11 protein-coding genes, 1 tRNA gene and 1 other annotated feature are annotated in these 13020 nt (G+C 44.1%); all 12 genes read left to right on the forward strand.

The features are described from left to right. The first annotated feature begins 14 nt into the window (after window positions 1–14). The 12 genes from SALPA_RS14615 (at window position 15) to rpsG (ending at window position 12983) form a co-directional block, all read left to right on the forward strand. A tRNA-Trp gene (locus tag SALPA_RS14615) sits at window positions 15–90 on the forward strand. Window positions 91–115: 25 nt separating this feature from the next. Further along, window positions 116–331, forward strand: coding sequence for a preprotein translocase subunit SecE (gene secE / locus SALPA_RS14620; protein WP_145095421.1), 216 nt, complete (start codon window positions 116–118; stop codon window positions 329–331). A gap of 37 nt (window positions 332–368) precedes the next feature. After that, on the forward strand, window positions 369–911 hold the full coding sequence (gene nusG / locus SALPA_RS14625; RefSeq protein WP_094607436.1) for a transcription termination/antitermination protein NusG: 543 nt from the start codon (window positions 369–371) through the stop codon (window positions 909–911). Window positions 912–926: 15 nt separating this feature from the next. Further along, window positions 927–1352: a 50S ribosomal protein L11 gene (rplK, locus tag SALPA_RS14630; RefSeq protein ID WP_021168679.1), complete on the forward strand. Its 426-nt coding sequence runs from the start codon at window positions 927–929 to the stop codon at window positions 1350–1352. 68 nt (window positions 1353–1420) lie between these two features. Then, window positions 1421–2125 carry a 50S ribosomal protein L1 gene (rplA, locus tag SALPA_RS14635; RefSeq protein ID WP_145095424.1) on the forward strand — a complete coding sequence of 235 codons (705 nt, stop codon included), beginning with the start codon at window positions 1421–1423 and terminating at the stop codon, window positions 2123–2125. A gap of 54 nt (window positions 2126–2179) precedes the next feature. Continuing rightward, window positions 2180–2332 (forward strand) — a sequence feature (ribosomal protein L10 leader region). Window positions 2333–2359: 27 nt separating this feature from the next. Next, the gene (gene rplJ / locus SALPA_RS14640; RefSeq protein WP_145095428.1) at window positions 2360–2890 is read left to right on the forward strand and encodes a 50S ribosomal protein L10; all 531 of its coding nucleotides are present in this window, start codon (window positions 2360–2362) and stop codon (window positions 2888–2890) included. 79 nt (window positions 2891–2969) lie between these two features. Beyond that, window positions 2970–3338 carry a 50S ribosomal protein L7/L12 gene (rplL, locus tag SALPA_RS14645; protein ID WP_145095431.1) on the forward strand — a complete coding sequence of 123 codons (369 nt, stop codon included), beginning with the start codon at window positions 2970–2972 and terminating at the stop codon, window positions 3336–3338. 393 nt (window positions 3339–3731) lie between these two features. Then, window positions 3732–7529 carry a DNA-directed RNA polymerase subunit beta gene (rpoB, locus tag SALPA_RS14650; protein ID WP_145095434.1) on the forward strand — a complete coding sequence of 1266 codons (3798 nt, stop codon included), beginning with the start codon at window positions 3732–3734 and terminating at the stop codon, window positions 7527–7529. A gap of 33 nt (window positions 7530–7562) precedes the next feature. After that, window positions 7563–11531 (forward strand): DNA-directed RNA polymerase subunit beta', encoded by a 3969-nt coding sequence (gene rpoC, locus SALPA_RS14655; protein WP_145095437.1) that lies wholly within the window; start codon window positions 7563–7565, stop codon window positions 11529–11531. 193 nt (window positions 11532–11724) lie between these two features. Beyond that, on the forward strand, window positions 11725–11979 hold the full coding sequence (locus SALPA_RS14660) for a ribosomal L7Ae/L30e/S12e/Gadd45 family protein (protein ID WP_186451078.1): 255 nt from the start codon (window positions 11725–11727) through the stop codon (window positions 11977–11979). A 105-nt stretch (window positions 11980–12084) separates the two neighbouring features. After that, on the forward strand, window positions 12085–12468 hold the full coding sequence (gene rpsL, locus SALPA_RS14665) for a 30S ribosomal protein S12 (protein ID WP_021168689.1): 384 nt from the start codon (window positions 12085–12087) through the stop codon (window positions 12466–12468). Window positions 12469–12512: 44 nt separating this feature from the next. Next, complete coding sequence (rpsG, locus tag SALPA_RS14670; RefSeq protein ID WP_021168690.1) at window positions 12513–12983, forward strand: 30S ribosomal protein S7; 471 nt, start codon at window positions 12513–12515, stop codon at window positions 12981–12983. Window positions 12984–13020: the final 37 nt, after the last annotated feature.

Below are 13020 nucleotides of genomic sequence, written 5' to 3' on the forward strand. Positions count from 1 at the left end.
CTTCGCTACACTGTAGGGGTATAGCTCAATTGGTAGAGTAGCGGTCTCCAAAACCGTTGGTTGAGGGTTCAAGTCCTTCTGCCCCTGCCAAAATGTATGCACAGGATGTGAGAAAATGGCCGCCCAGGAAACAGCTGTCCAGTCGAATGCATCGCGCTGGAAGAAATTTTTACGGGAAGTAAAAGCTGAACTTAAAAAGGTAACATGGCCAGGCAAGGCAGAGCTTATTTCCTTTACTGGGGTTGTATTTGTGACGGTTACTGTTGTCGCGGCCTTGATTTGGGTGCTTGATGCTTCTTTCGCTCAAATTTTAAAGGCTATCATCAAGTAGACTGGGGGGTGGGGGACGCAATACGTCCCTTGAGGCTATGGAATCCGAAAAACTCGAAAAACATTGGTATGTTATCCATACATATTCCGGTTATGAAAACAAGGTAAAAGCCAATCTGGAGAAAAAAGTTCATTCCATGGCGATGGAAGATGAAGTTTTCCGGGTGCTTGTTCCTATGGAAGATGAAGTGGAAATAAAAGATGGTAAGAAGAAAATTACCAAGAAAAAGGTTTTCCCCGGATATGTTTTGGTAGAAATGATTGTTACAGACCGTTCCTGGTATGTTGTACGTAACACTCCGGGTGTTACCGGTTTTGTCGGGTCGGGAACCAAGCCCATTCCGTTGAGCGAAAATGAAGTGAAACATATCCTCAAGTCAATGGGAATAGAAGATGCGAAACCTAAAATTGATATTGAGCTTGACCAATTGGTACGTATCACTGCAGGTGCTTTCGAAAATTGGACAGCCACTGTAGTTGAAATTAATCCTGAACGAGGCAAGATCAAGGTGCTTGTCAATATGTTTGGTCGTGAAACACCAGTAGAGCTTGATTTCACACAAATTACAAAAGTTGATTAAGGAGGTGTAATATAAATGGCTAAAAAGGTTGTAAAGCTTGTAAAACTGCAAGTTCCCGCTGGCAAAGCCACTCCGGCTCCTCCCGTAGGTCCGGCACTTGGTCAAGCTGGTGTCAATATCATGGCTTTTGTTAAAGAGTTTAACGAAAGAACGGCCAGCCAAGCCGGTCTTATCATTCCGGTGGAAATTACGGTATTTGAAGATAGATCATTTACCTTTGTTACCAAAACTCCACCTGCGCCTATTCTTCTTAAAAAGGCTGCTGGTATTGAAACTGCTTCAGGTGAACCGAACAAGAAGAAGGTTGCCAAAGTAAAACGTGATCAGGTTAGAGAAATTGCCGAAACCAAAATGCAAGACCTGAATGCCGCTAGTGTTGAAGCTGCTATGCGGATGATTGAGGGTACTGCCCGCAGTATGGGCATTGAGATTGTTGACTAATAGATTGTTGCAGTCTTACGTGGGAGGACTATGTACTTCCGTTATTACCACAAAGGAGGAAAAATAATATGCCAAAACATGGTAAAAAGTATATTGAAGCTGCTAAGCTCATTGATATGGATAAGTTGTATGATCCTGAAGAAGCAGTAGAACTTATCAAAAAAACTGCTGCCGCAAAGTTTGACCAAACGGTAGAAATTGCCGTCAAACTGGGTGTTGATCCGAAACATGCTGATCAGCAAGTGCGTGGCGCTGTTGTACTTCCCCATGGCACAGGTAAGAGTAAAAAAGTTCTTGTTTTCGCCAAAGGCGAAAAAGCCAAAGAAGCGGAAACTGCTGGCGCAGATTTTGTAGGTGCCGAAGATATGGTAGAAAAAATCCAGGGTGGTTGGGCTGATTTTGACGTTGCAGTAGCCACACCAGACATGATGGGTATGGTAGGGCGTCTTGGTAAAATCCTCGGCCCAAAAGGTTTAATGCCTAACCCTAAAGTAGGGACTGTTACTCTTGATGTAACACGTGCCATTAACGAAATTAAAGCCGGTAAGATCGAATACCGCACCGATAAAGCTGGTAATATCCATGCTCCGATTGGCAAAGTATCTTTCGACAACGAAAAACTACTTGCAAACTTCCACACCCTGATCGATACATTGGTTAAGGTTAAGCCCGCTGCGGCCAAAGGCCAGTATATGCGGAACATTTCCTTAAGCTCAACAATGGGACCTGGTGTTAGAGTTAACCCGCTTAAATCTGCGGGTAAAAAAGAATAACATTATTATAAAATATTATATGGAAATGCTCAGAAGCAATAATGCAGATGGGTATTTATGAATAATATGAGGCTGTAGACAGCAGGTTTATGTAAAAGTTTGTTGAAACTTTCCTGCCGAGGCCGGAGAATTGCAAGATATAACTACTAACGAGTTATTATGCGGCCTCCGGTGTTTACACCGTGGGGTCGCTTTTTGGTTTCAAGAATACTTGTTTAAGGAGGTGTAATCTAAATGGCTGTAACTCAAGAAAAACTGCAGACGGTTGCTGAGATTAAAGAAAAACTCAGTACTACCCAAGGTGCTGTTTTAACTAATTACCGTGGTTTGACTGTGGCGCAGGATACCAAGCTTCGCCGTCAATTACGGGAAGCTGGCGTGGAATACCGTGTATTCAAAAATACCATGACACGCATTGCTGCCAAAGAAGCTGGTATCGAAGGTCTTGATCCTTATTTGGAAGGCCCGACTGCTATTGCTATGTCTTACACTGATCCGGTAGCCCCAGCTAAAGTTATCGCTGACTTTGTAAAAGAGAATAAGTTGCAAACTCTGGAAGTAAAAGCTGGCTTGGTTGAAGGAAAAGTGATTGATGCTAACAGTGTTAAAGCTCTAGCCAGCCTGCCGTCGCGGGAAGTTCTTATTGCTCAAGTGCTTGCTGGTATGCAGGCGCCTGTTGCCGGTTTTGTCAATGTACTTTCTGGTTCATTGCGCAACCTGGTGTATGCGCTTGAAGCTGTTCGTAAGCAGAAAGAATCTGCATAAGCGAGGTTCTTGTAAACAAATTCATTTGATTGTTACCTAAAAAAATTATTTTAATGAAAGTTTATGGAGGTATTTTAAAATGACTAAAGAACAAATTATGGAAGCTATTGAGCAAATGACTGTGCTCGAACTTTCCGAACTGGTAAAAGCGCTTGAAGAAAAATTTGGCGTATCTGCAGCTGCTCCTGTAGCTGTAGCAGCTGCTCCTGCTGCTGGCGCTGCTGCTGCTGCCGAACAAAGCGAGTTTGACGTAATTTTGACCGGCGCTGGTGCAAGCAAAATCAATGTTATTAAAGTAGTGCGCGAAGTTACCGGTCTTGGCCTCAAAGAAGCTAAAGAACTGGTTGACGGCGCTCCTAAAGCCATTAAAGAGAAAATCTCCAAGGCTGATGCTGACGCTCTTAAAGCTAAACTTGAAGAAGCTGGCGCAACTGTCGAAGTTAAGTAATTTAAGCTTAATAAAGAAAGGAGCACCTACTGGTGCTCCTTTTTTCAATTGAAAAACTATACATATAAGGGTAAACCTTCTTGACATAGTAAAAATTACGTGATAACATTATATATTGCCGTACATATTTATTTTGCTGTGTATTAGCAGAATCATAGCATAAACTTGTATAAATTATGGAATGGCAGGAAATAGTAATATAATGGAGGATGAATCGTTTTTCATCGAAAAAAAAGGCAAGGTCCTTACCCAAAATGAAAAGAACCTTGCTTTGTTTTGTATTTATTTAATCATTCATTTGCTGGCTTAGTATTTGCGAAATATCGCTTGCTTATGTGTAAGCTGCGAAAAATCCAATATGCCAGGCAAAATGGCTAAGGGGTGAAGGGGTTAATGTTTAATCCTGTTCCGGTGGGCAAAAGATTCAGGTATAGTTATGCCAAAATTAAAGAAGTGCTGGACATGCCCAACCTTATTGAAATTCAGAAGAATTCGTATCGTTGGTTTCTTAAGGAAGGTTTACAAGAGATATTTCATGATATCTCTCCAATCCAGGACTTTACCGGCAACCTGATCCTATCGTTTGAAAATTTTACACTGGGCGAACCTAAGTATGATGTTGAGGAATGTAAAGAGCGAGATGTTACCTATGCCGCTCCGCTTCGTGTTAGTGTTCGGCTATACAACAAAGAAACACAGGAAATAAAAGAGCAAGAAGTATTTATGGGCGATTTTCCGCTCATGACCGACAACGGTACATTTATCATTAATGGTGCTGAACGGGTTATTGTCAGCCAATTAGTGCGCTCACCTGGCGTATATTATGGTGAGAGCATTGATGCTACAGGTAAGAAACTGTATAATGCGACGGTAATTCCTAATCGTGGTGCATGGCTGGAACTTGAGACTGACGCCAATGATGTTATATCTGTTCGCGTCGATCGCACCCGTAAGTTACCAGTAACTGTCCTGATCCGTTCATTAGGCTTTGTATCTAATGGCGTGATTTCTGAACTCTTTAATGAGGATGTTCGCATCCGGGCGACACTGGAAAGAGACAACACAGATTCACGGGAAGAGGCTCTTGTCGAAATCTACAAACGATTGCGTCCTGGTGAACCGCCAACGGTAGACAACGCTGCGCAATTGCTTGAAACGTTATTTTTCGATCCTAAGCGCTATGACTTGGCTACTGTAGGGCGCTATAAACTTGGCAAAAAGTTAGGGTGGCGTCGCCGCCTGTTAGGAAAAGTTCTTGCTCAGCCGCTGGTAGATAAAGAAACTGGCGAAATTGTAGTAGATGAAAATACACAAATGGATGAGGACGTTCTTAATAGGATCGCTGCTGCTAACGTTTTTGACGATGCGGGCCTGAATGAAGCTTGGATTAAACAAAAAGACGGTGCATCTGTAAAATTGCTACTTAACACAGTATTGCCATTTACGCATCGTACCATTACCAAAGAAGATATTATTGCTTCTATTAGCTATCTTCTTAACTTAGCGGAAGGTCATGGAACTACTGATGATATTGACCATTTGGGTAATCGTCGACTGCGCTCAGTAGGCGAACTTTTGCAGAACCAGTTCCGTATTGGTTTGTCACGGATGGAACGGGTAGTTAAAGAACGTATGACTATTCAGGATATTGATGTAATTACGCCGCAGGCGCTCATAAACATCCGACCAGTGGTTGCTGCCATAAAAGAATTTTTTGGGTCCAGTCAATTATCCCAGTTCATGGATCAGACCAATCCGTTGGCTGAACTTACTCATAAACGGCGTCTCAGCGCCCTCGGCCCTGGTGGTCTTAGTCGGGAACGTGCTGGTTTTGAGGTTCGTGACGTCCACCATTCCCACTATGGCCGGATGTGCCCAATTGAGACACCTGAAGGTCCGAACATCGGACTTATCGGTTCACTTTCCACTTTTGGCCGAATTAATGAATTCGGTTTTATTGAGACACCATATCGTAAAGTAAACAAACAAGAGCATCGGGTAACAGAAGAAGTATACTATTTGACGGCTGATGAAGAAGATGAAATGATTGTTGCCCAAGCTAATGATGTTTTGGATGAGAATGGCTGGTTTCAAGAGCCACGTGTTACCTGTCGCTACAGAAATGAAATATTGGTAGTTCCGGCTGAAAAAGTTGACTATATGGACGTATCGCCTAAACAAGTAGTATCTATTGCTACTGCCATGATACCCTTCTTGGAAAACGATGATGCGAACAGAGCGTTGATGGGGGCAAACATGCAGCGCCAGGCTGTACCGCTTCTTAGAACGCAGGCACCACTTGTCGGTACTGGCATGGAATATAAAGCCGCCCGTGATTCCGGGGTTGTAATTTTGGCCAAAAATGCGGGCGTTGTTGAAAAAGTAACAGCTACCGAAATCCATATTCGTACAGAAAAAGGCGCGCTTGATACCTATAAGTTGCTTAAATACCTGCGTTCCAACCAGGGAACATGCATTAATCAAAAACCCATCGTATATAAAAATGATACTATCGTTAAAGGGCAAGTGCTTGCTGATGGACCGGCCACCGATAACGGTGAACTGGCTTTAGGCTTTAACGTGCTGGTAGCCTTTATGCCTTGGGAAGGCTACAATTACGAAGATGCTATTCTCCTAAGCCAGGATTTAACAAAAGCCGATGTATTTACCTCTATACATATTGAAGAATATGAATGTGATGCCCGTGATACCAAGCTTGGTCCTGAAGAAATTACCCGTGACATTCCAAACGTTGCCGAAGATGTATTGCGTGATCTTGATGATCGCGGCATAATTCGTGTTGGTGCAGAAGTACGTCCAGGGGATATCCTGGTTGGTAAAGTAACACCAAAAGGCGAAACTGAACTGACCGCGGAAGAACGATTATTACGGGCCATCTTTGGTGAGAAAGCCCGCGAGGTTCGTGACACCTCACTTAGAGTACCACATGGCGAAGCCGGTAAGATTGTTGATGTAAAGGTCTTTACCCGTGAAAATGGCGATGAATTGCCACCAGGTGTAAACCAGCTAGTACGTTGCTATATCGCCCAAAAACGCAAAATTTCTGAGGGCGATAAAATGGCCGGTCGTCACGGCAACAAAGGTGTTGTTTCCCGGATAATGCCAAAAGAGGATATGCCCTTCCTGCCTGATGGCACACCTGTTCAAATTGTATTAAACCCACTAGGCGTACCATCGCGTATGAATATTGGTCAGGTACTTGAAACTCACTTAGGTCGTGCTGCCGCCGCTATTGGCATGCAGATTAAGATGGGTGATTCGACTTTGGTTGACAGGCTGAAGTCAGTCAACTATAATTTCGATAAAAACGGTATGCCTGTACCAGATACGGCGGGCGTTCATCTGGCTGTACCAGTGTTTGATGGTGCCACCGAGTCTGATGTTATTAACACATTAAAAGTGGCGGGTCTATCAGAAGATGGCAAGACTGAGTTGTTTGACGGCAGAACAGGTGAAGCATTTGACAATCACGTTACTGTTGGCTATGTGTATATGCTCAAACTGCATCACTTGGTTGATGATAAAATTCATGCCCGTTCTACTGGCCCATACTCACTTGTAACGCAACAACCGCTTGGTGGTAAAGCACAGTTTGGCGGTCAGCGCTTCGGTGAGATGGAAGTGTGGGCATTGGAAGCATATGGAGCCGCCTACACTCTGCAAGAACTATTAACTGTCAAGTCTGATGATGTTGTTGGTCGCGTAAAAACCTATGAGGCCATTGTAAAAGGCGAAAATATACCTGAACCAGGCGTGCCTGAATCCTTCAAGGTACTGATCAAAGAACTCCAGAGTATTGGTCTTGATATTAAGATACTGACAGAAGACGACCAAGAAATTATGATTCGTGACTCAGACGAAGATATCAATGAAACAGCTAAAGAATTAGAATTGAATATTGGCGATGACATGCCGAAAGCCTCGCTTGAACGCAAAAAGACGGATTTTGAGGCGGATATGGTTGACGAACTAGAAGCAAATGATGACATCGAACCGCTGGAAGAAGAGCTTGATATTATTGCTGAGATTGGTGAAATGGAGCCTGATGCGGTTCACAGATCCAATGAAGATGATTTTGATTTGCAGTCCTCTGCAAGCAATGCGAAGCTCAAGGAAAATGCTAAAAAGTCTACTTCCCATGAAGATTTGGAAGAAATCCTAGAAGACTAGGATTTAGACTAGTTAGAAGGGAGCGATAACCCCTTGTTAGACGTAAATAATTTTGATTCAATGCGTATTGGTCTGGCATCACCGGAGCAAATTCTTAAGTGGTCGCACGGTGAAGTTAAAAAACCAGAAACCATTAATTACCGTACGCTAAAACCCGAACGAGAGGGTTTGTTCTGTGAAAAGATTTTTGGGCCAACTCGGGATTGGGAATGTCATTGCGGTAAGTATAAGCGGATTCGTTACAAAGGTATTATTTGTGATCGTTGTGGCGTAGAAGTAACTCGATCCAAAGTTCGGCGTGACCGGATGGGGCATATTGAGCTGGCTGCACCAGTCTCCCATATCTGGTATTTTAAAGGTATACCCAGCAGGATGGGACTCATTTTGGACGTCTCGCCACGTTCACTGGAAAAAGTTTTATATTTTGCTTCCTATATTGTGCTTGATCCAGGCGATACGCCGCTTATGAAAAAGCAACTTTTAAACGAAAATGAGTACAGAGAACACCGTGATAAATATGGCAGTGCATTCAAGGTTGGCATGGGTGCAGAAGCTGTCAAAAAGCTGCTGGAAGAACTTGATTTAGAAAAGATGAGTCGTGAACTCCGCCAGGAACTAAAAGAAGTAAGCGGACAGCGTAAAATCCGGGCGATTAGACGTTTGGAAGTTACAGAAGCCTTCCGTAAATCAGGAAATAACCCAGCCTGGATGATTATGGACGTAGTACCTGTCATTCCGCCGGAATTACGCCCCATGGTTCAGTTGGATGGCGGACGGTTTGCCACTTCTGACTTAAATGACCTGTACCGCCGGGTAATCAACCGCAATAACCGCCTAAAAAGACTGTTAGATTTAGGTGCGCCTGATATCATCGTGCGCAACGAAAAACGCATGTTGCAAGAAGCTGTGGATGCGCTTATCGACAACGGACGACGTGGTCGTCCTGTCACCGGTCCTGGTAATCGTCCTTTAAAATCTTTGAGTGATATGCTTAAAGGTAAGCAAGGGCGGTTTCGGCAAAACCTTTTGGGCAAACGGGTTGACTATTCTGGACGCTCGGTTATCGTAGTTGGTCCGGAACTTAAGTTACACCAATGCGGTCTGCCTAAAGAGATGGCGCTGGAACTGTTTAAACCTTTTGTTATGAAAAAGCTGGTTAATGCCGGTCATGCTCATAATATTAAAAGTGCTAAACGGATGGTGGAAAGGGTTCGTCCTGAGGTATGGGATGTATTGGAAGAGGTCATCAAAGAACATCCCGTACTCCTAAACCGTGCACCGACCCTGCACAGACTTGGTATTCAGGCGTTCGAACCGGTATTATCCGAAGGCCGGGCTATTAAAATTCATCCCTTGGTATGTACTGCCTATAATGCGGACTTTGACGGCGACCAAATGGCAGTGCATGTACCACTGTCGGCCGAGGCCCAGGCCGAGGCACGCATGCTTATGCTGTCAGCTCATAATATCTTATCCACCAAAGATGGCAGGCCGGTAGCTACGCCTACCCAGGATATGGTATTGGGTGCTTACTATTTAACGATTGAAAAAGAACCTGAGGATGGTAAAATCAGAGCTTTTTCAAGCTTAAATGAAGGTTTGTTAGCGTATCAACATAAGGTTCTGGGGTTGCATGAAAAAATAAAAATGCGTTTAGACGGCTATGGTTTGGTACATACCACATTAGGTCGAGTGATCTTTAATGAAGTATTGCCGCAAGAGCTCAGACATTTTTCCAAACAGGACGATGGGTGGCATTTAGGTAAGATAATGGACAAAAAGCAACTTGGTAAATTAGTTGCTGACTCTTACCAAATTTTTGGGAATGCCAAAACAGCAGTTGTACTAGATGCTGTTAAACGTCTTGGTTTCTCGTTTGCCTGTCGCGCCGGGATAACCATAGCGATTTCAGACATCAAGATTCCAGCTGCCAAGAAAGAAATTTTGGCAACGGCTGAGATAAAGGTTGACACTATTGATAAACAGTACCGTCGCGGCTTGATTACCGATGATGAACGCTATAAAAAGACGATTGATCTTTGGACCAAGGCGACTGATGATGTTACCACAGCGCTCATGAACAGCCTGGATCGCTTTAATCCGGTATATATGATGGCTAACTCCGGTGCCCGTGGTAATATTCAGCAGATACGTCAGTTGGCTGGTATGCGGGGTCTTATGGCCGATCCTTCTGGGCGAATCATTGACTTGCCAATTAAAGCTAATTTCCGTGAAGGTTTGACCGTGTTAGAGTACTTTATCTCTACGCATGGAGCACGTAAAGGCTTGGCAGATACTGCACTTAGGACAGCTGACTCTGGCTACCTTACCCGCCGTCTTGTTGATGTCGCCCAAGACGTTATTGTTCGCGAAGAAGATTGCGATGTTGTCGGACTTAACCTAGTGCGTGAACGGGCTCGTTTAGCTAAGTCAAGTGCTGGGGCAATTGATATGCTGAAAGATAGCTTGTTAGGCAGAGTTTTGGCCCAGGATGTATTAGATCCCAAAACAGTAGATATAATTTTGCCCCAAGGAACACTGCTTAACGAAGATGCCTTGCGCTTAATTGGTGAAAATGGTGTTCCGGAAATCATGATTGAAGGTCAGGCAGATGAAATAGAAGAAGATGTCGGCCGTGCAGTTGCTGAAACCATTGTTCTGGGTGCACCAGAAGAGAAAGTACGCGCTGCTCTCAAAGAATCTATGATCCGCGAGATGCTTGGGAAAAACACAACAGAGGCCATCAAAACCAGAGATGGTGTCGAGCTTGTTCCTGCTGATACGCCGTTTACCGAAGAGCATATTGAAGCTGTTTTAGCTAGCTCTGTTAAAGAAGTAAAAGTGCGGAATAATAATGTTAGAGGAATTGAAGTTGAGGCTATCACAGAAGGCTCTGGTGTAATTGAATCACTTAAAGACCGAATCGTCGGCAGAATGGCGGCCGAAGATATTATTGATCCAGCCACTGGTGAGACTATTGTCAAAATTAGTGACCTGATTACGGAAGAATTGGCTGAGAAGGTTGTTAAAGTACGTGATAAGGTTTCCATCCGCTCAGTACTCACTTGTCGATCCCGTTATGGTGTATGCATTAATTGCTATGGCCGTAACTTGGGCACAGGCCACATGGTTGATGTCGGTGAGGCTGTCGGTATTATTGCTGCTCAGTCGATCGGTGAACCTGGTACTCAGCTTACAATGAGAACGTTCCATACCGGCGGTGTTGCCGGTGACGACATTACCCAGGGTTTGCCGCGGGTAGAAGAATTGTTTGAGGCCCGCAAACCAAAACGTCAGGCTATTATTACTGAAGTTGACGGTAGGACGGAAATAAAAGAAATCAAAGGTATGCGCCGAGTCACTGTTTATCCGGCAGACGCGTCCTTGGGTGAAGAACGTGTATACCCAATACCTTATGGCTCACGACTAATTGTCAGCGAAGGTCAAATGGTTGAGGCAGGCGATCGTCTGACTGAGGGTGCCGTTAATCCTCATGATATTTTGCGGGTTAGCGGGCTAAAAGCCACGCAACGGTATCTGGTGTACGAAGTTCAAAAAGTATATAAATCCCAAGGTGTTGAAATTAACGACAAACACATTGAAGTTATGGTTCGTCAGATGCTCCACAAAGTCAAGGTGGAAGAAGCAGGCGACACCGATCTTCTGCCAAGCGAGTATATTGATTTGAATACCTTTGAAGAGGAAAATGCTAAGGCAATTGAAGCTGGCGGCGAACCCGCCATTGCCAGACCCATTCTTCTTGGTATTACGAAAGCCTCGCTGGCCACTGATTCCTTCTTATCTGCGGCTTCCTTCCAGGAAACCACACGCGTGCTCACTGAAGCTGCAATAAAAGGTAAGGTTGATCCACTACTGGGGCTTAAAGAGAATGTTATAATTGGTAAACTTGTTCCTGCTGGTACAGGCATGAGTCGTTACCGTAATATTCGATTAAAAAAAGTTGTTTCTGATCCGGTGATGGAAGAATTCCCTGTTGAATAAGCATACAAATTGCTAACTATACTAAAACTGGGGACGGTTTACACCGTTCCCAGTTTTAGTATTATGATACACCCGGTATAGTGGTTATAAATATCCGCAGAAACTCTAATACTTTATTGACATTTAGAAACCAAAATGATAATATATTAGAGTGTCTTGGGAATATTGCATTTTTCCGAAGGAGTTGGACGCCGTGAACAGTGAAGAACTGGAAGCTTTCAAGAGTGGCAAGAAAGCCATTGGTGCTAAACAAACGGTGCGAGCTGTGGAAAAAGGTCTGGCTACCAAGGTATACCTTGCTGCTGATGCTGATAGACGGGTAGTTGCTCCACTTGCGCTGCTATGTAATCAAAAAGCAGTCCAGGTTGACGATCAGTCAACCATGACTGAACTGGGAAAAGCTTGTGGTATTGAAGTAGCTGCGGCGGCTGTAGCATTATTGAAATAAGTCAGTATAGGGACAGGTCGTTAATAATTTTACCCACTTGCTTGTCGGTGGCTGAAATTTTTAATAATAAATAACGAGATTGGGGAAGGAGGTGCGCTTAATAACATGCCAACAATTAATCAGCTAGTGCGCAAAAACCGGGAGTCGTTACTGCAAAAGTCTACTGCTCCTGCACTTAAGGAATGTCCACAAAAACGTGGTGTATGCACGAGGGTATATACAACTACTCCTAAAAAACCTAACTCTGCACTCCGTAAAGTTGCTCGCGTACGTTTGACTAACGGCATTGAAGTAACTGCCTACATCCCGGGTATTGGTCACAACTTGCAAGAACACTCGGTTGTACTTATCCGCGGCGGCAGAATAAAAGACTTGCCAGGTGTGCGTTATCACATTGTTCGTGGAGCTCTTGACACCGCTGGTGTTGCCAAACGTGGTCAGGGCCGTTCGAAATACGGTGCTAAAAAGGCCGCTGCTGCCAAGAAATAATTACTTAGACCTGCTGCAGATTTTTGGAAGAAGGAGGGATACTGATGCCAAGAAAAGGTGCTGTTCCCAAGCGGGATGTATTGCCGGATCCGGTATATAGTTCCAAGCTTGTAACAAGATTTATCAATAAAATTATGTTAGACGGCAAAAAAGGTGTTGCTGAAAATATTGTATATGATGCGTTTGAAGCCATTCGCGCCAAAACAGGCAAAGATCCGATGGAAGTATTTGAAGTTGCGCTGAAAAACGTTATGCCGGTTCTGGAAGTTCGTGCTCGCCGTGTAGGTGGTGCTAACTACCAAGTTCCTGTAGAAGTGCGGCCTGACCGCAAAATGTCACTGGGTATTCGCTGGCTGGTTAACTATTCCCGTTTGCGCGGCGAAAAAACCATGCACGAAAGACTTGCTTCGGAATTGATGGATGCTGCTAATAACACTGGCGCGTCTGTTAAAAAACGTGAAGATACCCATAAAATGGCTGAAGCTAATAAGGCTTTTGCACATTATCGCTGGTAAAATTTGAAGTTCAAGGTCTGGGGTTCGAGTTCAGACC

This window comes from Sporomusa sp. KB1, assembly GCF_007830295.1.
Classification (GTDB): Bacteria; Bacillota; Negativicutes; order Sporomusales; family Sporomusaceae; genus Sporomusa.

Bases quoted from the DNA above. Each gene is read 5' to 3' on its own strand.
- secE (WP_145095421.1), top strand. From the start codon at position 116: ATGGCCGCCCAGGAAACAGCTGTCCAGTCGAATGCATCGCGCTGGAAG.
- nusG (WP_094607436.1), top strand. From the start codon at position 369: ATGGAATCCGAAAAACTCGAAAAACATTGGTATGTTATCCATACATAT.
- rplK (WP_021168679.1), top strand. From the start codon at position 927: ATGGCTAAAAAGGTTGTAAAGCTTGTAAAACTGCAAGTTCCCGCTGGC.
- rplA (WP_145095424.1), top strand. From the start codon at position 1,421: ATGCCAAAACATGGTAAAAAGTATATTGAAGCTGCTAAGCTCATTGAT.
- rplJ (WP_145095428.1), top strand. From the start codon at position 2,360: ATGGCTGTAACTCAAGAAAAACTGCAGACGGTTGCTGAGATTAAAGAA.
- rplL (WP_145095431.1), top strand. From the start codon at position 2,970: ATGACTAAAGAACAAATTATGGAAGCTATTGAGCAAATGACTGTGCTC.
- rpoB (WP_145095434.1), top strand. From the start codon at position 3,732: ATGTTTAATCCTGTTCCGGTGGGCAAAAGATTCAGGTATAGTTATGCC.
- rpsL (WP_021168689.1), top strand. From the start codon at position 12,085: ATGCCAACAATTAATCAGCTAGTGCGCAAAAACCGGGAGTCGTTACTG.
- rpsG (WP_021168690.1), top strand. From the start codon at position 12,513: ATGCCAAGAAAAGGTGCTGTTCCCAAGCGGGATGTATTGCCGGATCCG.